This is a genomic window from Paenibacillus sp. J23TS9 (genome assembly GCF_018403225.1).
In the GTDB taxonomy this organism is placed as follows: Bacteria; Bacillota; Bacilli; order Paenibacillales; family Paenibacillaceae; genus Paenibacillus_AQ.
The window spans coordinates 113,748-136,268 of the sequence record NZ_BOSG01000006.1; the positions used below are offsets into that span (position 1 = coordinate 113,748).

16 protein-coding genes are annotated in these 22,521 nt (G+C 42.6%); 4 read left to right on the plus strand and 12 right to left on the minus strand.

All coding sequences use genetic code 11. From position 1 onward, the window contains the following. Window positions 1-39: 39 nt before the first annotated feature. The 10 genes from KJS65_RS26370 to KJS65_RS26415 all read right to left on the minus strand — a co-directional run bounded on the left by KJS65_RS26370 (window position 40) and on the right by KJS65_RS26415 (window position 13,536). A complete protein-coding gene (locus tag KJS65_RS26370; RefSeq protein ID WP_213652805.1) occupies window positions 40-1,494 on the minus strand; it encodes an MDR family MFS transporter in 1,455 nt (484 codons plus the stop codon). 195 nt (window positions 1,495-1,689) lie between these two features. After that, window positions 1,690-2,661, minus strand: coding sequence for a peptide-methionine (S)-S-oxide reductase MsrA (gene msrA / locus KJS65_RS26375; RefSeq protein WP_213652806.1), 972 nt, complete (start codon window positions 2,659-2,661; stop codon window positions 1,690-1,692). A 131-nt stretch (window positions 2,662-2,792) separates the two neighbouring features. Then, the gene (locus KJS65_RS26380) at window positions 2,793-3,761 is read right to left on the minus strand and encodes a serine hydrolase domain-containing protein (protein ID WP_213652997.1); all 969 of its coding nucleotides are present in this window, start codon (window positions 3,759-3,761) and stop codon (window positions 2,793-2,795) included. Window positions 3,762-4,912: 1,151 nt separating this feature from the next. Further along, window positions 4,913-5,863, minus strand: a complete 951-nt coding sequence (locus KJS65_RS26385) for an alpha/beta hydrolase (protein WP_213652807.1) — start codon at window positions 5,861-5,863, stop codon at window positions 4,913-4,915. Window positions 5,864-6,023: 160 nt separating this feature from the next. After that, window positions 6,024-6,704 carry a DUF998 domain-containing protein gene (locus KJS65_RS26390; RefSeq protein WP_213652808.1) on the minus strand — a complete coding sequence of 227 codons (681 nt, stop codon included), beginning with the start codon at window positions 6,702-6,704 and terminating at the stop codon, window positions 6,024-6,026. A gap of 136 nt (window positions 6,705-6,840) precedes the next feature. Next, window positions 6,841-7,416 carry a TetR/AcrR family transcriptional regulator gene (locus KJS65_RS26395; RefSeq protein ID WP_213652809.1) on the minus strand — a complete coding sequence of 192 codons (576 nt, stop codon included), beginning with the start codon at window positions 7,414-7,416 and terminating at the stop codon, window positions 6,841-6,843. Between the two features lie 960 nt (window positions 7,417-8,376). Beyond that, window positions 8,377-10,722, minus strand: a complete 2,346-nt coding sequence (locus KJS65_RS26400; RefSeq protein WP_213652810.1) for an ABC transporter permease — start codon at window positions 10,720-10,722, stop codon at window positions 8,377-8,379. Window position 10,723: 1 nt separating this feature from the next. Further along, window positions 10,724-11,485, minus strand: a complete 762-nt coding sequence (locus tag KJS65_RS26405) for an ABC transporter ATP-binding protein (protein ID WP_213652811.1) — start codon at window positions 11,483-11,485, stop codon at window positions 10,724-10,726. Between the two features lie 111 nt (window positions 11,486-11,596). Beyond that, window positions 11,597-12,856, minus strand: coding sequence for a HAMP domain-containing sensor histidine kinase (locus KJS65_RS26410; protein WP_213652812.1), 1,260 nt, complete (start codon window positions 12,854-12,856; stop codon window positions 11,597-11,599). Further along, entirely contained in the window at window positions 12,853-13,536 is a 684-nt protein-coding gene (locus KJS65_RS26415; RefSeq protein WP_213652813.1) for a response regulator transcription factor, read from the minus strand. Before KJS65_RS26415 ends, KJS65_RS26410 begins: the two co-directional genes overlap by 4 nt. Window positions 13,537-13,712: 176 nt before the next feature. Between KJS65_RS26415 and KJS65_RS26420 the strand changes: the two genes are divergently transcribed. Both KJS65_RS26420 and KJS65_RS26425 read left to right on the plus strand, forming a co-directional pair. Then, complete coding sequence (locus KJS65_RS26420) at window positions 13,713-14,456, plus strand: GTP pyrophosphokinase (RefSeq protein ID WP_213652814.1); 744 nt, start codon at window positions 13,713-13,715, stop codon at window positions 14,454-14,456. 233 nt (window positions 14,457-14,689) lie between these two features. Then, window positions 14,690-15,946, plus strand: a complete 1,257-nt coding sequence (locus KJS65_RS26425) for a hypothetical protein (RefSeq protein ID WP_213652815.1) — start codon at window positions 14,690-14,692, stop codon at window positions 15,944-15,946. 142 nt (window positions 15,947-16,088) lie between these two features. Here KJS65_RS26425 and KJS65_RS26430 read toward each other — a convergent pair whose 3' ends face one another. After that, window positions 16,089-18,095 (minus strand): DUF5054 domain-containing protein, encoded by a 2,007-nt coding sequence (locus KJS65_RS26430; RefSeq protein ID WP_213652816.1) that lies wholly within the window; start codon window positions 18,093-18,095, stop codon window positions 16,089-16,091. A gap of 544 nt (window positions 18,096-18,639) precedes the next feature. Here KJS65_RS26430 and KJS65_RS26435 point away from each other — a divergent pair. Both KJS65_RS26435 and KJS65_RS26440 read left to right on the plus strand, forming a co-directional pair. Beyond that, the gene (locus KJS65_RS26435; RefSeq protein ID WP_213652817.1) at window positions 18,640-19,344 is read left to right on the plus strand and encodes a dihydroorotate dehydrogenase electron transfer subunit; all 705 of its coding nucleotides are present in this window, start codon (window positions 18,640-18,642) and stop codon (window positions 19,342-19,344) included. After that, on the plus strand, window positions 19,325-20,260 hold the full coding sequence (locus KJS65_RS26440; protein WP_213652818.1) for a dihydroorotate dehydrogenase: 936 nt from the start codon (window positions 19,325-19,327) through the stop codon (window positions 20,258-20,260). The genes KJS65_RS26435 and KJS65_RS26440 overlap by 20 nt, the downstream gene beginning before the upstream one ends. A 45-nt stretch (window positions 20,261-20,305) precedes the next feature. On the opposite strand, the gene KJS65_RS26445 is transcribed toward KJS65_RS26440, so the two are convergent. Continuing rightward, window positions 20,306-22,513, minus strand: coding sequence for an S-layer homology domain-containing protein (locus tag KJS65_RS26445; protein WP_213652819.1), 2,208 nt, complete (start codon window positions 22,511-22,513; stop codon window positions 20,306-20,308). Window positions 22,514-22,521: the final 8 nt, after the last annotated feature.

Here is a 22,521-nt window from a genome sequence, read left to right on the forward strand (position 1 = left end):
AATTTGACTCCCTGCTGCCGTTTTATTTCAAAATGATCATTACTCCTCAGCCGGTCCTTTGATCCGCTTGAAGAATAAAGCGATAATCAGAGCGGCGATCGAGAAGAAGAATCCGATCATAAACGCATTGTGAACGCCAGCCACCATGGCCTGAGCCATCTGACCCGGAGAATTCGGATCGGACGAACCTTTCAGGAAGCTGCTTTGGCCCGATGACATCACGCTGATAAAGAAGGCTACGCCGATAGCTCCCGCCACCTGCTGGAGTGTATTCAAGATCGCCGTACCATGCGGATAATAGCGTGCCGGCAGCTGATTCATTCCGTTCGTTTGAGCAGGCATCATAATCATCGAAATGGCAATCATCATACAAATATGCAAAATTAACAGTTCGACCTTGGATGTTTCGACGGTAATCCGTGTAAAAAACCACATAATGATCACTAGAAAGAAGGTTCCCGGAATAATCAGGGCACGCGGTCCAAATTTATCGAAAAGTTTCCCGGTGACCGGAGAAATCAGCCCGTTCAGCAGACTACCCGGCAGCATGAGCAGACCTGATGCAAATACAGTCATCCCCAACGCGCCCTGGAACAGGAACGGAAGCAGCGACATGGTGGAGAACAGCGTCATCATCATGATGATCAGCATGAAGGCAGTCAACGTAAACATCGAAAATTTAAATGATCTCAGATCCATCAGTGGATCTTTCAACTTGAGCTGGCGAATTGCAAACAATAGCAGCGCCACCGCTCCAACCAAAATAGTACCGTATACTTCCGGATGGGACCATTTTCCTTCACCCGAGCTGCTGAAGCCGTATACGATGCCGCCGAAGCCGATCGTGGACAGGATAATCGAGAGAACATCCACTTTGGGTTTGGTAGGCTGTGAAACATTTTTTAAATAAATAAAGGCTACAATGATGGAAATAATCGCGAAAGGCAATACGAGATAGAACAGCCATCTCCATTCAAAAGAGTCCAGAATCAGCCCGGAAAGCGTCGGTCCGATTGCCGGAGCGAACATGATGACAAGACCAATCGTTCCCATCGCTGCTCCCCGCTTTTCCGGTGGATACAGAATAAGGATCGTATTCATCATGACCGGCAGCATCAGTCCGCTCCCTGCGGCCTGCAGCAGACGGCCGACCAGCAGTATGGAGAATTGGGGCGCAATTGCGCACACGATCGTTCCAAGGGTAAAGATAATCATAGCACCCAGGAACATTTGCCTCGTCGTAAACCATTGTACAAGCAGTGCAGATGCCGGAACCAGTACGCCAACAACAAGCATATAGCCCGTAGCCAACCACTGCAGCGTAGGTGCTGACACTTTCAATTCAACCATTAACTCAGGAAAAGCAATATTCAGCAGCGTCTCATTTAAAATGGAGAAAAATGCCCCCAATATTAATGAGATCAAGATGGGCAGCTTTTTCACATGGCTCATATCCATTGAGGTGGAAGCAGTTGCGCCTCCCGAAGTATTCATATGAGTTTCTCCCTCCTAATTTACGTCATTTATTTATATATTTTGGCATCAGCCCGTTTATTTTACCATAAGACAAGCTGGTTGACTTCTTTTAAATTACTTAATTTTTATACATCATTTCAGATCACACAACCTCATGATTGTTTTGCTGGTTTCCATATCTAACAACATATCCTGAAGCTTATTATCCGCTTATTATCCTTCATCAAACAACGCCACATACTTCCCGTACCCCTCCTGCTTCAATTCTTCCTTCGGTACGAAACGAAGGGCTGCGGAGTTCACCTGATAATGCAAGCCTCCCGGTTGCGGACCGTTATGGAATACATGTCCCAGATAGGAACCTGACAACCTGCCCCGCAGCGCGGTACGGATCTTTCCATTGCTGAGATCTGCCCTTTTGCTGATCAAGCCCTCGTGAATGGGTTTCGTAAAGGCCGGCAGCCCGGTTCCCGCATCAAACTGATCTCGAGAACAAAATAAGGGGTCGCTGTTCACCCGGTCCACGTAAATACCTTCCCTTGTGTTATTCCAATACTCGTTGTCAAATGCAGGCTCATCTACCCCATTTTGCGTCACTTCAAATTGAAGACGGGTCAGACGTTTCTGCAGCGTTTGCTTGTCTTTTTTCGTATTCCAGTAACGCTCGGCAAACGAGGTTCGTCCTGAACCTTCTTGATAGAGATTATAGTGAAACCGATGGGTTTTGTAATAATTTTGATGAACGGCTTCCGCCGGATAGAACTTCCCTGCGGACATGATTTCGGTCACGATTTTACCTTTAAACCGGCCGCTGGCCTGTAAAGCCCGTTTGGAAGCTTCCGCTTGTTCATGCTGCTGTTCGTTATGGACAAAAATCGCTGTGCGGTACGACGCCCCTCGGTCCATGAACTGGCCGCCCTTATCGGTCGGGTCAATCAGCTGCCAATAGATTTCAAGAAGTCTTTCGTATGGAAACACTTCCGATTCAAAGGTGATTTGCACCGCTTCGGCATGTCCTGTTGTTTCCGTCCCCACTTCCTCATAAGTCGGATTGTCCGTATGCCCGCCCGTGTATCCCGAAACAAGCGAAAGGATGCCTGGAAGCTCGTCGAACGGCCTCACCATACACCAGAAGCAGCCCCCTGCAAACGTGGCCAGCTCCGTCTTATGATTCGAATGTTCCATCGCTGATCCTCCTCTCCGGAATCATAAGTAGCTTACCCATGATTGCCGTTACTTTTGATCAGTAGCTCCCGGTAAAAAAACGCGGAGAATGAACATCGGTTCATCCTCCGCCATCAAGATGGGACGTCACCTCACTTGAATTGCTTCAGAATCTTTTCGTTGATATCCCAGACATCGGACCCGAAGTTGCTCGCGATCGTAATGTTCAGATTCTGCTTCAAACTATACGTCGATATAAAGCTTACGCCGGGGTCGCAGCCTTGGAAGAAGGGAATACAATGGTCACCGACCTCGATCAGCCACATCCCGTAGCCGTAACCGGCGGAGCCATCCGAGCTATGCAAATTCAGCATATTGGACACCATTTCCCTGGAAATCAGCTTTCCGCCTAATAACCCGTCCCAAAACTTATGAATATCAAGAACCGTCGTAAACGCACCACCTGCGCCTGTTCCTTTAGCATCCACACTATAAATGTTCGTATAGAACTGCTGACGCTCCGAATCGTAAATATAGGCATTCGCGCAGCGGGCAGGCAGCCTGTCCAATTCATAGTAGCCGGTATCCGTCATGCCGCAGGGATCAAAAACAACCTTTTGTAGATACTCGTCAAAACGCATTCCGGTCTTTTCCTCAATCACCAAACCGAGCACGACATAACCTGAGTTATTGTATTGAAATCTCTCGCCTGGCGGATACATCATCGGTTTGTTAATAAAAAGCGGCAGCAAATCTGCCGATGAACGGATTTTATAGTTGGGATAATCCTGCCATAGCTCATCATAATTCTTCATTACACTTTCATCGAAATAGTCTGGAATACCGGAGGTATGATTCAGCAGCTGCTCAATCGTGATTCCATGATCAATCAAATTCAGTTCTATGCGCAGCACGTCCCCGAGCCGGTCGTCGAACCGGAGCTTTCCTTCTTCAATCAATTGTAAAATCGCTACAGCCACAAATGCTTTGCCCGCAGATGCGGTAGCAAATCTCGTGTCCATTTGATTCGTCACCTGATTCGGCAGGTCAGCGTAGCCATAAGCCTTTTGAAAAACGACCTCGCCATCTCTCCGAACCGATATAACACCGTTAAAAATGATCGTCTATGAGTGCCTCGTAATTCATAATATTCTATATTCTCCTTCTTCGTCTGCGCCTGAATTAAGCTGTCCGACGAGTACATATTTGGGAATCGCCCCTTCAGCCTTGCGAGCTTAAAAGAAAAAGAGCTGAAGCATGCCGAGTACAATGGATGCGGAAACGAATAGCTTGGCCAGAGCAGCCTTGTGCATGAATTTCATGACAACTCCGATGACGGTCAACAGGCCAAAAAATCCCGCGGTCATTCTTGATACGGTAAAATTACCGGGAAGGGAAGAAACGCCATATAGCTAATGACGATCCCCAATACGGCGGTGACAAAAAATACGATATTGTTAATTTGAGGATCTTTAACCAGAAATAACAACCCTATAGTGAGTATACTGTGTGTTGTCATAATTGGTGAGAAAAATCAACGGAAAAATGTTGATGCATCAAGGCGTATTTTCATATTTAATGAGAAGAGTTCCCTTAGTAAACACCGGATAAGAGACCCATTTCAGTATTAGTGAAAATTACCGCAAACCTGGACTTGCATATTTATTCACCTACATACATCAATTATGGACCAAGTCACTTCGGGCGCTATTTCGCAAATATGGAAGCCCTCGCGTTGTTTTGGCATCGGAAGAAATCAGTGGTTTGGTTTCAGGTCGACAGTAGTCCGCTCCCTGTTGAATCCCAGGCTAAGGAGGATCCTAAAGAAAAAATTACGGTGTCCACAGAACAAACTTCCCCTCTCTTTCTTGTTCCAAAATAATCCCATTCGTAACAGAATCTATATTCTGTTACGAAAGAAGTATCTAAGAAAAAACCTTCATTCTCTCTCAGCAAGAGTTTGAAGGTTTTTACGCGGCTGTAATCTTATTTGAACTAACGTTCCCCGTTAGCTTAATAGATCCCATTTGTAGCCTCAATGCCAACTACCACTTATTCTATTAATCTCCCTTTACTTTTGTTTCTTCCTCGCTCGGATCGCGGTTACTGGAAGCGTGAATAAACTGCTCATGAAAATTCGTCCAGTTGGCTACTTCCATGAGCAGATTCGTTAGCTTGATTCGTGGTAGCAGCTCATAAAGGGAAAGACTGAAATTCCGGGATCTGAATTTTCAGACACAAAATAATCTCAAAGTTTATGCAACGCTAATGCTTAAGTATATCTCCTTAAAAAATTAAACATTAGTGGAACAGCATCCACAAAAAAGGCTTCATCACCGTGTCCAGCCTTATCCAGGACGTGAAGTTCTACTTTATCCTTTCCTGCTTTTTCTTCTATTAATTGAGCAAGTTCAATTGACTGCTGGGGAGGAACAGTATCGTCTTGTGCTCCATGAACTATAAGAAATTGTGGAATATCTGAATTAACATGTGTTATTGGTGAAAGGGCTTGAGCCTTTTCAGGAACATCACTTGCCAGTGCACCAAAAACTAATGATTCTACCGAATCAGGATTACCATACGACAACGACGGTGAGACACCAGTTTTTAATATATGCTCACTCATTTGTTCCTTCATGGCAAGAATATTTGTTGGACCACAGAAATCTATAACTCCCTGAACATCGCTTGAATAGTCGGAGTTTCCATAGGATAATCCCTCCAACTCTTTTACACCTGAGGAAGTTCCCAATAAAGATGCTAGAGTACCTCCAGCAGAAATACCAATTGCAACAATTTTCTCCGGATTAAGCCCATATTGTTCTGCATTAGCACGTAGATACCTAATTGATGCTTTTGTATCATATACAAGTCGTGGGTACTCTCCTTCGCTGCTTAAAGTGTAATTAACACTTACTACAGCAAATCCTAATTCTCTGGCTAAAAGAGGTATCTCTAATTGAGTTCCCCTTTTGTCTCCAAACAGAAATCCGCCTCCGAAAAAGAAAACCAACACAGGAAATGGCTTTTCACCTTGGTCTGGCAGATAAATATCCAGAGTTTTTGAATCTGGTAAATCACAAAATGGTAAGTCAAGGTATTTTGTTTTAATATCTGATATATTAGCATTTACATCTTCCAAAAATTCAGGAGGAAAATTTGCAAGTATCTCCTTAACCATTTCAGATTTCGCCTTACCGCAGATAAAAATTTCTTGTTTCATATCTACATTATCCTTTCACATTGTATTGTGGTTGCCTAGCATGTCCAGGGTCCGGCGATTCTAAATCGACGTTCCTGTGCAGATGAGGCCGGTGACACTGTCGCCCGAGGACAAGATCGCGATGAGCAAATCCTGTATTGTTATAGCACAACCATAACCTTCAGACTTTTATGTTCATTTCGTAGTCCGACACATTCATATTGCGACTTTTTACTTGTACGAAAAGTCCAAAAATGATACACCAAACCATTATTGTATATACAGACATTCTTTCAAAAACCGCAGCATACATATTATTATTTATCCCAATAAATAATGCGAAACTTATGATTCCTATAATGCAAAAAATGACACTCAACGTTGAAACCCATTTTTGTGGAAACATTCGATGAGACATCAAGCCACCGCATAATATAGATAAGTTACCTCCTACTATAGCTAACATAGCTCCAATACCATGAAACGGTTCGCCCCACCAATCATACCCTGGAAACATACCAACCATGGTTATGCCAATTGCATAAATTGCAGTAAGTGCTAGACCTATGATTTTTCTTTTTGATGGCAGTGTGTTCATTATCATGAAATACGCTATAGCGAATAAAATTCCATTAGCAAAAAAGCCAAAGTTCATAACAAAATATAAAGGAGAATTAATCATCCGCCCCATGAACTGTGTTACCACTGGTATACCCAAATCACTAATATAGTTTATGGCATATTGATACGATGGGTTGCTCCAAGCATATGCTGATATAGCTTCGCACAAAAGATAAACAACCCCTGCTAAAATAAAGAGAATAGAACCTACTTGTAGTATTTTTTGACTGATATTTTTCATTAGTTATTTCTCCTGTCGTCTTTGTTCAATTTTTGCTGGTTAGAGTAAAGAACACTCCTTCAAGGGATGGTTTATGAATGTTAGTCTCATTCAAATTTTTTTCTGCAATTTTAGAAGAAGTCAAACCATCCCCTACTTATTCAAACAACTCATTTATCGTAGTATCAATAATAAAATCTACGGCTTCTTTGGTACCACTAACAGTAAAATCAAATTGGAATATTGAAGATAATAAACAATCTACAACTTGTGTTGCCATATCCAAACTTTTCTTTGGGATAAGTTCATATTCCGAGATTAAATTTTCCATTCTTATTTTATCGTTATTGAAATCCTGCTCCATATAATCGGGGGGTAGCTTTTGGATAATCAATGCCCACTCATCCCACATTGATGTTAACCATGACATAGTAGACAATTCTATTGCCAAAGCTTTGAGCCCCTCTGCAAGGCCATGTTTACTTGAATCTATTTTCATTTTATCGTATAAAATTTGATCTAGTTCTTTTTGATATTCATCAGCGGTTTTCACAAACAGTAATTCTTTGCTTGAAAAAAATTGATAGAACGCTCCGGTAGAAATGTTTGCTCTCTGTACAATATCTCGGATACCAGTTTTTGAGTAACCATACTGCTTCCAGCATTCCTTACAAGCATTGATTAGATTTTGTTTGATTATTTGTCGTTCATGTTCTGTAAAGCTCTTAGACATACTATTGCACCTCCCATATTATAAACGTATGAACATTTATATAATATTGTTCATACGTTTAATTTAGATAACATATTTCGAATTGTCAAGTACATATCAAGAAATGTTACCATACCTCTTGTATTTGAGCCTTTACCCGATGAGGGAAAAACGAATGTCCTGAAGCTAGCGATAATATTTTCCGCAGGGCTGATGGAGGCAGAGGCTGGGGAGCTGTATACGGGTGACTATAGCGTAATAAATAGCGGCAGTCTTGGACTTTCATCCGTGACTGTCGTTTTCATCTTTAGAGTAAGAAAAAACGCTAAACCGGATGCAATTCAGGGCTTAGCGTATATTTTCGTTAAAATGTTGGCGGGACCCCTAATACAACGTAGTCTGATGTTTTTATTGTCTTGATGGTTAACTGGATATTGGACTCAAGCAGTGCCGCTGCCTATGCTCAAAAAGTTAGAATTAAATTACAGACAGGAGAAGTAATCGAAGGTAAGGCCCAATTATCAGGGGATCCGAATCGGACAAAAGTGCGCACTGATGATGGTCCATTGTGGATCCCCTATGAGGAAATTGAATTTGTTGAACGCTTAATAAAGCTGAATTGATTAAGGAAGGCCGCCTAACGGCGGGTTTTTGATAATCTTCGCACGCAATTTTTCGTATATTTATACATTTTCTCATTAATTGTGAAAATATTTCTCATCAATTATGAAAAAATCATCAACAAATATGACACCACACATATACTAACAACTGTCAAAATAATAAATAAGATCAATAGAGCTCCAAGTGCCATGAGAACTTCCTCCTTGTTAAAAAAAGTTTCATAGTTGCTTCTTAACCCATGGCGGTTCATTCGAAGCGATCTTATGCCTCCTCCTGGCCTACCTCCCTCCTTTGTTTTCGATAACAAAAAAGGCAAAGAATGAACATAGGTTCATCCTCCACCTTTTAGCAAACCTGCTATTCAGTAATCAGCCCATAAGCTGAGATCCGCTTGATCCTGCGGGCCACCAGCATCGATACGAGATAGGCTAACACGACAAGCCCGATGCACAGCATGACGATCAGGGGAATCTTCACAATGAACTGTACGTTGTGTATGCCTGCCCCCGACAGGAGTAGCGTCAGCATGGAGTTGGTGTACAGGCAGCCCAGCACCCCACCGATGAGGACGCCGATGATCACAATCGGAATGAAGCTCATCGCGATCTGAGACATCAATTGAAGTGTCGTATATCCTGTAGCTTTTAATATCCCAAATTCCCGTTTACGCTTGAGAATCATCGTTTTGATGACGAGGTATAGGATCATAATGACGACCAGCACCGTGATTGCAAGAATCATAACCATGACGGCAAAAACCGCTGAAATATAGATACTGCTTTGGCCGTTTATCGTCTCATCGACGTTTATGATATTCGCGTGTATATTCCCGTATTGTGCTTTGATGTCCTTGATAAAACGAGCAGTATCTACATCCTTCAGGTATACGTTGATGACAGAGCTCGTATAGTCGGGAACGATCTGCTGTATCCCTGACAAAGTTAAATAGGCTGCTTGCCCCATATTGCTAATGGACTGGCTTAGCCCCGTGATCAGGAATGGATGGGATGCATTATTGATCTCAACCTTTACCGTATCACCGATGCCTTTATCAAGCAGTTTGGACACTGCCCAAGATACGGCAATTTCATTGTCATATTTCGGAAACCGCCCTTCATACACCGACTGGTTTTCCAGCTTACTGTAATCATCCGAGATATTCATATAAATCGCCTGCCCATCAATCCTCGTCGGTAGGAAATCAAGAATAGCCGTCTTGGCTACGCCATCCATATGCTCTATCGCCGGAAACAGTTTTTCGCTGTCAGCGGCCGTCTTCGCCTGAATCATAACATTCGATGTCTCCGCGCCAACCAGATGGAAAAATGCCTTTTTATCCGCAGCTACATTGTAATACAACACAACGGAGAAGACGGATGCAAACGTAATAGCGGCAATGATAAACACAATCATAATATTTTGCTTACTATTCATCATCATCGTTTTGCAAGCGAGCACAAACTGGAGTCCGCCCCTCGCTTTCTCAAGCGGGAAAGGATTCTTTTTGAAGCTGTGCGTCATAATACCTCCGCGTAGAGCCGCAACAGGATGGAGCTTCTGAATGCGTCTACCCGATAGTAGGGTCACGGCTAGTACAAGTACAGCAACAATAAGAATACTGAGGATAATAGAACCGATATCGAAACTCCGCGTCCACAGGAGTCCCGATAAAGACGAGACAATCCCGCCAAATACGGGAATCACCGCATAGGAGACCGCAACGCCAATCATACCGGCTGAAAGCGTAATGAGCATAAATTGCAGCACAATAGAAGCAAGAATTTGCCTGCTCGTATAGCCTACCGCTTTCAATACGCCGATATTCACGATGCCGTCATCAATGCTGTTGGTTACACGGAACTTAATAACGATCAAGGCAACAAGTACAATGACCGCTGCGAACGCAACCAAGATCATGGAGACAATATTGATCGTCATCGTACCTACGTTTTTCATCGTCTCAATATCCGTTTCCCAAAAAGTAGGGTCAATCGCATTCATGCTCGGATCCGGAAACTTCTTATTATAATCATTCATCAGCGTCGTCGATTGCCTGCTATCGTTAAGGGCTGCGGATAAGTAGGTTCCTCCCGCTGCCACCCCTAATGTATCAGACAACTGACGATACGCCGCATCAGGTAAAATGAATTTCATAATGCCCATACTGGGCGTGCCCAGCATCGTTGATTCAAAGAATCCTGCGATACGGTAGCTATACGCCTTATCCTGATAGGTTATGGTGAGCGTATCACCTAGCTTGTAGCCGCCGCTTGTTTTAAAACTATAAGATACATAAATATCATCTTGATGCATTGGGTCCAGCTTCTGAATCAGCTTCAGAGGTGAAAAATCCCGTTTAGCATCCGCATTGAATATCGCAGCACCACTATCCATCTGGCTGTCGCCATAACGGAACCTGGCCGCATCCAGCAAAATCATCGATTCCATTTCGATTTGTTTCACACCAGAGTTATTCTTAAAGAAGTCGCCATAGACTTCCTTATAGTTTGCATTTTTCATCATGAGGCTTAGATGCGGATCATGCAATTCTTCGACCTTGTCATCATAGAAGGTACTCATTTTGGAAATAACCGTTATACCAACATTGAGAAGCAGGGCAGCAGCAAAAATCAAAATTAACAATGAAAATGCCGCACCTTTACCTTTTTTAATATTGGCCAGGGCAAGATTAACGATGTTCATCCTACCACCCCATTTCGGCCAGAAAGGCTTTTAACTTGTCATGCCTTTCATGATTATGCTCCATATTGAAAGCATCCAGCTTCAGGTCTCCACAAATCACACCATCACGCAGATAAAGCACCCTGTTTCCCCGCAAAGCCGTTTTGATATCATGGGTAACCATGACAATCGACTGACCATTTTGATTCACAGCGGTCATAGCATCCAGCACGCTATCACTGGCAGCCGAGTTTAATGCACCCGTCGGCTCGTCAGCAAAAATAATTTTCGGACTGTTGATTAATGCCCGTACGATACCTGCCCGCTGCGCTTCGCCGCCGGAAAGCTGAGAGGGGAATTTCCCCCATGCCGCTTCATTTAATCCGACCTCGGCAAGCAATTCCTTGGCTTTGGTAACGATGGCACGTTTATTCCTGCTTACCAGCAAGCCGCTCGCTAACACATTATCCAAAACACTCATATTGTCCAGCAAATAGACCTGTTGAAATACAAACCCGCAATGGTTTCTTCTAAAAATCGCAAGCTGATCGTTATTCAGCTCGGAAATATTCTTCTCCTCAAAGTAAATCTCGCCTAATGTGGGTTTATCCATCCCGCTAAGCGCATAGAGCAGGGTCGATTTACCCGAACCGGAGCTGCCCATAATAACCGTAAAATCGCCCTCCATCAGACTGATGTCCAAATTCTTGAGCACATGCTGCTGATTTCCCCCACTGGAAAAGGTTTTGCATAATTTCTCCGTTCTTAATATCCTGTTTTGCATGAAATTAACACCCTCCTAAACAAATAAGACTGTAATATGGATTACAGTCCTATCATACAAAAGCAATTCTTATTTAATCTTTGTTCAATCCTTAACTGTTTCTTAATTCGGTTAAGCCAGCTTGATCCGGAGAATCACGGTAAAACCATCATCACGGTTATGACATTCCATATCCCCCAGCATTTTCTGCATAAAATATTTAGAAATGAATAGTCCAAGCCCCGTTCCGCTTTGCCCCACGACGTTTTGGCCCCTATAAAATTTATTGAATAAAAGCGGTAATTCATCCTCATCGACGCCTTGTCCATAATCCATGATATGAAGCTCCAGGTACGCATCATTGATTTGAGAGGTTATCTTAACCGAGGTACCCGCATATTTGTAGGAATTACTCAGAATATTATCGAATACCTGCTGCAAACGCGTCACATCCGTTACAATCATGCAAGCCGGAATCGGATCGCAGCTAATTTGATCATCATAATTCACGTTCGCAATGATACCGCTGAGAACCTCACTTAATTCCTCGGAAACCGTTACCTTAAGCTCTTGCAGCTCTTCCAGCGTCGCATGGAACATATCCGTCACTAATAGATTAATTTGCTCCGCTTTGGAATAGATCATGTTCAACTGCTTGATCACTTTATCATCACTGGCCCGGATCAACATCAGTTCACTCACGGCTTTAATGGAGGCCACCGGCGTTTTGATATCATGGCTTAAGCCAGCCACAAGCTCCTTCTTACTGCGGTTTGCGGCATATTCACTCTGCCTGGCTGCCGCCAGCTCTTCACGCATGATATCGAAGCTTTCGGTAAAAGCACCAAACGGGTTGTTTTTATCCATTTTCAGCGGAATATCCAGATTGCCTCTCGCTACATTGACCGCAAAGTTCTGCAGCTTTTTGAACGGCTTAAATACCCTATGATTTAAAAATAGGATATAAAAAATGCATAGTGCCGTTATGGCAACGAAAGTGGTCATCATCACACTCACAAGCCGACTCCTGCTCTGCTCGATGATGGCTTGATAATCATTATGAATGATCATTTTCCCTGCGAGCCTATCATCGATCATGATGTCTGTAACGGTATCCCGGTTTTTCATGGCATCATTCAGTGTCGTTGAAAGCCCCTCCGCCGTTTGATAGAGTATAGTTCCGTTATTATCAAGAACAACGAATTGCAGCTGTGTAGCATGATAATCTTCCGGCTTCATATTTCCCCAGCGGCTTTCCGTTATCTTTACCACTTCATTCACCGCGACAACATCCACATCGGTATTTACCTTCGTGTTAATCACTAGAAGAGACAGAATCATGCCTGTCATAAAAACGATAAGGATCGTCAGGAACATCCACTTCATTCTCATGCCTTGCTATCCTCTAAGACGTAGCCTGTTCCCCATACGGTTTTGATATATTGCGGCTGATTGGGGTTCACTTCGATTTTTTCGCGCAAGTGACGAATATGTACATTCAGCGTGCCGTCGCCGGCAAAGGAATCGCCCCATACATTGTGAAACAGCTCTTCTTTGGTGACCACCCTATTTTTATTGTTCACCAAATAGCAGAGCAGTTTATATTCAAGCGTCTTGAGTTTAATCTCTATACCATTCACACGGACACGGCATAAACTGCTGTCGATCTTAACTTGGCCAAACTCCAGCATTTCTGCGGGACCGTTGTTCCCGTATCGTTTGAGCACTGCTTTCACTTTTGCCAGCAAGATACTGAGCGTATACGGCTTTTGTATGTAATCGTCTCCACCTATGTTGAGGGCAATGAGAACATCGTCATCACTGGACCGAGCGCTAATAAACAGAATAGGTACCTGCGTTATTTGCCGCAGTTTTTTGCATAAGTCAAAACCCGATGTATTACCCAGATTGATGTCGAGGAGGATCAGTGAAACTTCATGTTTTTTTAAAAATCGCATACACGCGTCTGCGTTAGTCACATAAGCGGATTGGACCTCAAACATATTAAAATACTCACATGTGGTTTCTGCCAGGACGGTTTCATCGTCCACAATTAAACAATCAACATTCATATTGGTTCTCCATTGGAATTCAGAATAGGCAAGGCTTGGATACTTTTGTAATATACCATGAGCATTGGTGGATTGTAACGCAGGACTTCCATCCCCTCGCCTGGCAAGCTCTTCATGAACTAGGCTATAATAAGGGGACATGCCTCATCATATTTGAACTCAAAGGACGGTAAGCCATGCCTGACAATGCAAATCCCATCGAACAAATGAAAGCCATTCAAAAACAGCTCATACGTTTTATGATGAAATATAAATTCGCTTTGCAGGAAGTCGAGACTAAAATCGAAATCCTGCAGGAGGAATTCCAGCTGCTCCATGACTACAATCCGATCGAGCATACGAAGTCGAGGTTGAAGTCACCGGAGAGCATCATGAAAAAGCTGCTGCGTAAAGGCGGAGCTGGCTCGCTTGCCGATATTAAAGACAACATCAAGGATATCGCGGGCATCCGGATTACCTGCTCCTTCATATCCGACATTTACCGAATCAGCGAGATGCTGCAACGGCAAGCCGATTTGAACATTCTGTCGGTCAAAGACTACATTCAAAATCCGAAGCCCAACGGTTATAAAAGCCTGCATATCCTGGCTGAGGTTCCCGTGTTCATGTCCGATCGCGAAGAAGCGATATGCGTTGAGATCCAGATCCGTACCATTGCCATGGATTTCTGGGCCAGCCTGGAGCATAAAATCTTCTATAAATGCAACGAAACCGTGCCGGAACGCCTCCTTCAGGATCTGAAAAAGGCAGCTGACACGGCGTACGAGCTCGATACGAAAATGGAGCAGCTCCAGCAGGAGATGGAAGAGATCAAGCTGGCGCATCAATTCGATGCCAGTGAGGACTATCAGCTGCTAATCGATAATCAGCAGTTCAAAATCCCGGAAAATCTGCTGAGGCTGATTTCGGGAGAGAGGTAACGGCATAGCAGCCGTGCTGGAGTTCCCTATTCGAGAGATGCGTTTGCATGAAGCTGCTAAGCTGTGGTTTACGAAAAAGGATAAAGCCGAGAACTGTTTACAACAGAATTCTCGGCTTTTTTTTATCTTTCGACTTATTCTCCGGTATAAATACATGGTAAAATATGATTTTAAAAGGAAATATATTCTATGCGTGTTCCTGACAGCTATCATTCGAAATGACGGAGGAAATCATGAAGAAAACGGTACTCGCTTTATTTTGTACGATCCTATTTTTTTTAACAACTGAAAGTGCATTGCATGCGCAAGCGCTGCAAAGCACTCTGCCTGAACCCGTGTGGGTGGCCTCTACCCCTAACCTGCTTCCTGCTGATGTATATGTCCGGAAGGCCAATAATCACCTTTACATTATGGATGCATACGGGAAAGTCTCCATCCTGAATGACGGCACGGGCAAACAAATCGCTGAGGTTGATCCGACATCCCCCACATCCAAAATGGCCTATTCGGGATTTTTCGGAGGCAATCAGGTTGGTAAAAACGGCAACTTATATCTGACCACATCCGAGAACGATACCAAAAACAACCGGCTCACTCGTCGTCTTCAGGCATACAATTCTTCAGGAAAGGCGTTATGGGTTCGTGAATTTTCCCGGCCGATTCCTAAAACATTTGCTGAGAAGGTCAGCGATATCAGCGGGATTTTTATAAATAACGACGGAACTTTGTTATTTTACATGAGTCTTGAAAGATATAAGTTCATCGTTTTTCAGATCGATCAACAAGGGAAACAACTACAAAAAAAAGAGATCAATGAATTTGTGAACAGCTATCATAATAACATGATGACTACTCTTCTAAACTGGTCCGGCAAAGCAGCAGACTATTCGGACTATAAAGCAACGCTTACGGTATACGACTCGAAGCTGAATCGATTATTCAATCAAAAAATCGATGGCCTGAAATTCAGAGGTATTTTGCCCGACAAAACACTGTTGTTCTATAAATTCAATAAAACGACGACAGACGTCATCGCCAAAAACAGCAAAGGGGCCATACTATGGAAGAAATCCGTCCCCGGAAAGATCACTCTGGACAATTTCGGGCAGGATAATGAGGCATTCAACAGCGAATATTTAGTAGCCTCATCCAACCAGACGCTCTATGTATTCAATTCGAAGGGTCTCTCTGCCCAATCGAAGGTAGCCTTGAACAATCAAACGGCCAATCTTTCCTTTACCATGAGCGGTGACGGGAATATCTTGATCGTGGACGAGAAGAGCTCCTTTCCGAAGGATACGCCGGAACAGATCATTATTTTAAAAGGCAGCGACTTAAGCAGAATAGGCAAAATTGCTATGCCTGCCGGAGCATTCCTGGAGACCGCGTACCTGTACAAGGGCCAAGGCTGGTTGTACAGATGGTTCGATGACATGAACAATCCGGATTTACAAAACATCGCCATACAAAAATACGACCTGAATCTTTGATTCAGTTCAAAGGCCGCTCACTGGAGCGGCCTTTGACATGCCGTCTATCTTTTTTTTGATGAAGAGGCATCGGCGTATGCCCATTTCCAGTGTAATAATCGTTTACCCTGTGAACCGAGTAAATTATGTTCGCAGGAAATTGTTATCCCAGCACTAACTCAAAACGAGCGAAAATATCTTCTTCATACCACATCGTGAAATTAGTTCCCCATGTTGTGTTCAATAGTGTAAACGTAAATTTATGGTTGTCTTGATGGTATTTGTTGTTATAACTTAGATTGTTATTTGTTCCGATTCCCAAAAGAGGGGCATCAATAGGTTTAATATTGATTTTTTTATCGCTACCATCGTAAATTAACTCTTCAATCATGTGTTGCAGCTTATTTCCGTGACCTACCACTTCAAAAGGTGAAATAACGGTCTCAATTTTACGAATCTTCGTTAAGTACGGCGAATTCAAACGTGGTGTCATGTCAAAAGAATAAATTTCCGGATAACGAATGGCATCTTTATCCTTTAATAAAAGTGCAATTTCAACTTTATCTCCAAATTGATACTTAACCTTTACAACTCTTGGAGCACCATACTCCTCCACAGCTCTTTGGCTATACTTTAAAGTTGCAATCATCGAATCCTTTTCCTTAACTAATTTCACAACATGTGGTGTGAAATTTTCATTCAATTGAATACGCTTTTGAATTTCCATTCCTGGCTTTAAGAAGTCAATGGCCCACCAATTATGTTGTAATTCACGTAAATAGTTGTAACGTAGGTTATCATAATCATTTTGCCCAGCTATTGTATAGCTCAAAACCCCGAGTTTGTTGTCCTGATCAAAGTAAAGTGTTCCATCCTTTTCTAAGTGGTTAATTGAACCATCGCTAGCAAACATAACTTGATACCCGTTTACCGGAATCAATTCTTCCAAACCACATTCAATACCTTGGTTTTCAAAGATATGATATGGAACTTCGATAAGTTTTTTAATGTTATTTTGATCTTTAGGCTCCAAACAAGCTATTGCACGATCAACGTTCTTGCGTTGTTCTTTCCATGAAGACTCATAAAATTTGTACGAACGATCCGTCCACTCATTATAAGTGAATTTCATTTCGCCAACCGTTGCATCTTTAACAATTCCATAAGCGTAGGTTAAATCAAGATCGGTAATTTGGTCTAAACTACGTGCTCGCTGGAAGTCTTTCTTTTCATAATTCATATAGTCACTGAAATAGCGTTTGATATCCATTCCCCAAGTATGCTCTGGAACTAACATCGCATAGAAATTAGCATCATCATTTTCTATTTTGTTATCAAACATGTAATTCGTTAAAATCCGGTAATCACGAATGATTTTCGGATCAGACATCATTCCGTGAATCCATGTGTCCCCAATCTCCTCTGTAATCACTGGCAGTTGGTCACGTACTTCCCAAATTTCATTTGCAAACTGATCCATTGAAGTCATTTCAAGCTCATAGTCTGGATACTCATTCGCCATTTTTGACAAATAAGCGTTAATTTTCTCTTTTGTTCCTGGACCACTATTATCATGAGTATGCATAAACGCCAGCTTGTTATCCATGCAATCAACTCCGATTACGCCACCATAGTCGTCTGAATAAGAGACGATGATCTCACTTTCGCCATTCTTCCATAGAAATGTATCTGGAACTTCTGGAATGGAGCTCGAGCCATTTACACCAATATGTAGGAATTTAATTCCTTGACGATATAACTCATCAACAATCCCGATCGTATGTCCTGGGACGTCAGTCATTTTTGCGCTTGTTGTTGTGTATCCATAACGAGCATCTAACTTTTTTGAGATTGAAGTCATGTAATGTAAAGTTTGAGGTGTCATAGTTTCAGATTCAAACGTACATGGGATTGCGTGCCAGCGAATGTAACCTTTCTTTATGGCATCGTCTAGCTTTTTACAAGCTTCTTCATCCATGTTTTTGAAGTAATATTCAATAATAAAGCTACCTGTTGTCCAAACAAAGTCTTTGCCCTCTTTCCTTAAATCTTCAGCTAAAGTGATTGCGTTTTGAATGTAATCATGGCAATACTTATGCAAGACATTTTCTGCCAAATCAGTAAATCCAATGTCAAAATGAGTTTTGTTTACCACATAGATTTTTTTCATTTCTATAATCACGCCTTTCTTAGTCATAATACGTCGTGAAATAATTGCTTCATCTCCGCATATTGTGGGGTATTCGAAGTAATAATAGCTCATTCCATACGTCTAGTATTTATTTTATACGGACATATCTTTATAAAATCCTGACATTTTAATGTGTCTACCACCTGTTTCATACGATAAAATCTGATAAAACCATATCAATCGCGAAAAAGTCATTAATACTCTAGTTGAATTGTTTAATTAAACTGGGTCTAATACTTTTCAGTCTAAATCTTTATTTCCATCGGTTATTAGAGTACTTTCTCCAGCAATTCTGTCATCGTCTCACCCCCTGCCTTACTGCTAAAGATAATCCGCGATTGTTGTCCGTGATGTTCTTAAAGGAACCCATATCACATTTGCAAACAAGAACTGTGACAGGTATCACGGTAGGACGCATGAAGATGCAGGCATAGTAGAGAGATAAGCAGGAACGCTGTATATTTTGCTATTCATATGAGCAGCTGGAACAGACTTTCATACTCGTGAAAAAAGGAGCATACCAGTGTATACGATTCTTTCCAACGAACGCATCTGCGCGGGCATTTACCTCATGACGGTGGAGGGACAATTCCAAGAGGCATGTATGGGACAATTTTATATGCTGAGGGCTTGGAACGACGTCCCCGTATTATCTCGGCCAATCAGTATTTATAACGTGGAAAATAACAGCATTCAGTTCCTGTATAAAATGGCAGGCGAAGGCACCCGCTTGCTGGCAAAGCTGCATGAAGGAGACAGCATACAATTGGAAGGACCTTTAGGACATGGATTCCCGGATGTAAAGGGACGCGTTGCCCTGATCGGAGGCGGTATCGGTATGGCTCCCCTGCTGTACACTGCCAAGCAGCTGGATAAGCCCGATATATATCTTGGTTTCCAGGATCAATCCTATTTGACGGAAGCGTTTGAGCCTTATTCTAATAAGCTCGTTGTACAGATCGGCGGAAGCGTGCTGGATGATCTGGATCTAAGCTCATACGAATATGCACTGGTTTGCGGTCCGCTTGGCATGATGAAGGAAGCTGCGCGGATCGCAGAGGGCCTGAATACGAAGATGTATGTTTCTTTGGAAAAACGGATGGCTTGCGGCATCGGGGCCTGTTACGTATGCTCGGTGTTGAACAAGAATGGTCATTGTAAAGTATGTACGGATGGCCCTGTATTTCTGGCGGAGGAGGTCGATTGGCATGGGCAGCTTAGCTTGTAACATCGCGGGCATTCCCTTCATTAATCCCATCGTAATGGCATCCGGAACGTTCGGATTCGGACAAGAATATGCCAAGCAATACGATATCAATAAGCTAGGAGGGATCTCCAGCAAGGGATTAACCCTTGAGCCTCGTGCAGGAAACAGCGGAACCCGAGTATGGGAGACGGCTGGGGGTATGATGAACAGTGTCGGTTTAGAGAATCCAGGCATCGATGCCTTCCTGACCGAGGAGATGAAGTTCTGGGAAACGATTGAGCCCGTCAAGATTGTCAACCTGGGTGGGAGTAATATCGAGGAATATGTGCTTGGTGCATTGAAAATCACGAAGGATACGGGGGAACGCCGTAAAGATCATCTCCGCGCCGTAGACATGATTGAACTAAACATATCCTGTCCCAACGTAAAGGAAGGCGGTATGGCCTTCGGCATAAAAACGAATGTTGCCAGAGAAGTCATTCGTGAAGTAAGACAAGCCACATCGCTGCCGCTTGCCGTGAAGCTGTCGCCAAATGCGGAGAATATTGTGGAGATGGCGGTCATGTGCGAGCAAGAAGGCGCGGACTGTGTGTCGCTTGTTAACACCTTTTCAGGCATGAAGATTGATATTCATAATCGCCGGAGTGTATTCTCCAATATATACGCCGGATTATCCGGTCCGGCCATCAAACCCATTGCCCTGCGAATGGTACATCAGGTCGCCCGGCAGTTAAGCATTCCCGTTATGGGTATGGGAGGGATAACATCCGCAGCGGATATTATTGAATTTATTATCGCGGGCGCCGAGGTGGTTCAGGTCGGTACTTACAACTTCATGAACCTGCGCGCTGGCGAGGAACTGCTTGCCGGACTGCAGAGCTTGATGCTGCAGGAGAATATAAGCAGCCTCGATGAGATTCGCGGGATTTCGTACTAATGCAAAAAGCCTTATCTTAAAGGATAAGGTTTTTACATTTCCAAGTTACGGTATTAATAAAGGGACAGTATATTCATAGACATTTGAATAACTAGTTGTAATATCATTGGATACTTTCATTCTAAAATAATAATGTTGGCCTGGTAATAAATCTTGTACATCGATAAAAGTAACCTTTCCAGTAGATATTGCTCCGTTCAGTGAAGATGCTTCAACCCAATCGATTTCATCTAGTGACTGCTCAATCACTTCTGATGTAGCTCCTTGAACTGAAGTATATTGTAGCATTATTGAATCCTCCAAAAAATCAGAAAGACCTAGGTCTTTTATTTCTAACGTGCCATTATCCTCTTCTTCGGTGCCGTCGGGTTGATTGATTGTCACAGAGATAGTTGTTTCATTTGTACCGCCATGCCCATCACTGACCGTAATTTTAAATTGTGCATTTCCAGCAGCCACCGGATGAATTGTAGGTTGTGCAGTTGCTTCTCCAGAAGTTACATCTGCTACATCTGGATCTAATGCTTCAATTGAATAGGTTAATGTATCGTTCTCATCTTCATCCGTAAATAGTCCTGTTAAGTCCATAGGTTTGTCAGTACCTACCGAAAAGCTGGGGGCAGCCCAGGTATTATTAATCACAGGAATATGATTGTTATCTGTAACCGTAATGTTATTATGCACCGAATAACCTACACTTTTCTTATCCTGATCAACATATATAAATAGAACTTGATGATCTCCTTTCTCTGATTTCAGATTCAGAGGCTTGGATGTAGGAATATTGAAGAAGTACTTCGAGTCATAACCCGCAGTTTTCTTCATTATTGAATAAATATTAGAATTTGTGAAAGGGTCATCCATCGTTGTAGCAAACGAAATAACTTTACTTGCACTTGCTACATTAAACTCCATAGGATCGATTAGTAAATGATATTTAAGAATAGCTCCGCCAACAGTTATTCCTGTTGTTATTTCTTTGTCCAGAGTAGCATTTACATCAGTAACCATAGCAGCTATTTTATCAGAAGAATTCAATTCCAAATCCTCTGCATTGCTTATTGCAACTCTATAGACATCTAAATTCTCCTCAAGGATCGAGACTAATTTCCCTGATAACGCAGAGTTAATATCGTTTAAAGTTATTCCACTTGCATCTACGTTTTTGATTATACTGTCAATTTTATTTATCGCTAATTGTTGTGAAGATAAAGTTACATTTAAATCAAACGTTGTAGTTGTTACCCCGCCTCTTCCATCGTTAGCGGTTAATGTAATTGTACACGAGCCCACACTTATTCCTGACACGTACAAATCATTTCCGTCTAATGAAACAGTAGCAACATTCGAATTTGAAGAGCTTGCTGAAAATGTTAACGAGTCTCCATCTCTATCTGTAAAAACTCTGGATACATTAAGTACATTTACATGTTGCTCAATTTTAATAGATTTTGCTTCAATCACACTAGCAACCGGAGCATGGTTTTTTACCGGAACAGGTTCTGGATTTGGTGTTGATACAGGGCTTGTCGTTGACACAGGGCTTGGTGTAGGTACAGGGATTGGTGTAGGTGTCGGGTTAGGGGTTGGTTCAGGGCTTGGCTCTGATTTTGCTAATTCAACTTGAACCATTAAGAATTTTGATGCAACCGATGCTACATCCTGGCGATTAGCCACTCCTTTAGGGTTAAAAGTATTATCGCCTATCCCTTGAATTAACCTAGCCGTAACTGCATAGCCTACTGCATCCTTTGCATATTCGGAAATAGCATCATTATCCGAAAAAGTGAGCTTAGCTGCATAGCCTGTGGTATCTACTCCCAGTGCCCTTACAAAAATAACAGCCATATCTTGACGTGATAATGTCGTTCCCTCGCCAAAGAAGCCACCCCCACGTCCATTAATAAGACCGGCACGTGCAGCAGCTTCCACGTATTTATATGCATAGTTACCCGCTGGGACATCTGAAAAAGTTGGAATTGAAGGAGGTTTACTCACGTCTAAGTTTAATGCCTTAGCAAGAATAATGGCAAAATCCTGACGTAGAATTACTCCTCTTGGATCAAACTGACCAGATGATACACCATTAACTATTCCTTTTTCCGCCAGCTGAAGTATAGCATCCTTGGCATAAGAATTGGAGATGTCATTGAACGTGCTGGCAGCGAATGCTTGCGGTCCCATCGCGCCGAAGAGGAGAGCAGTTGAAATAATTGTGATCGATTTCTTTTTGAATTCATGTTTCTTACCCATTTATTCTT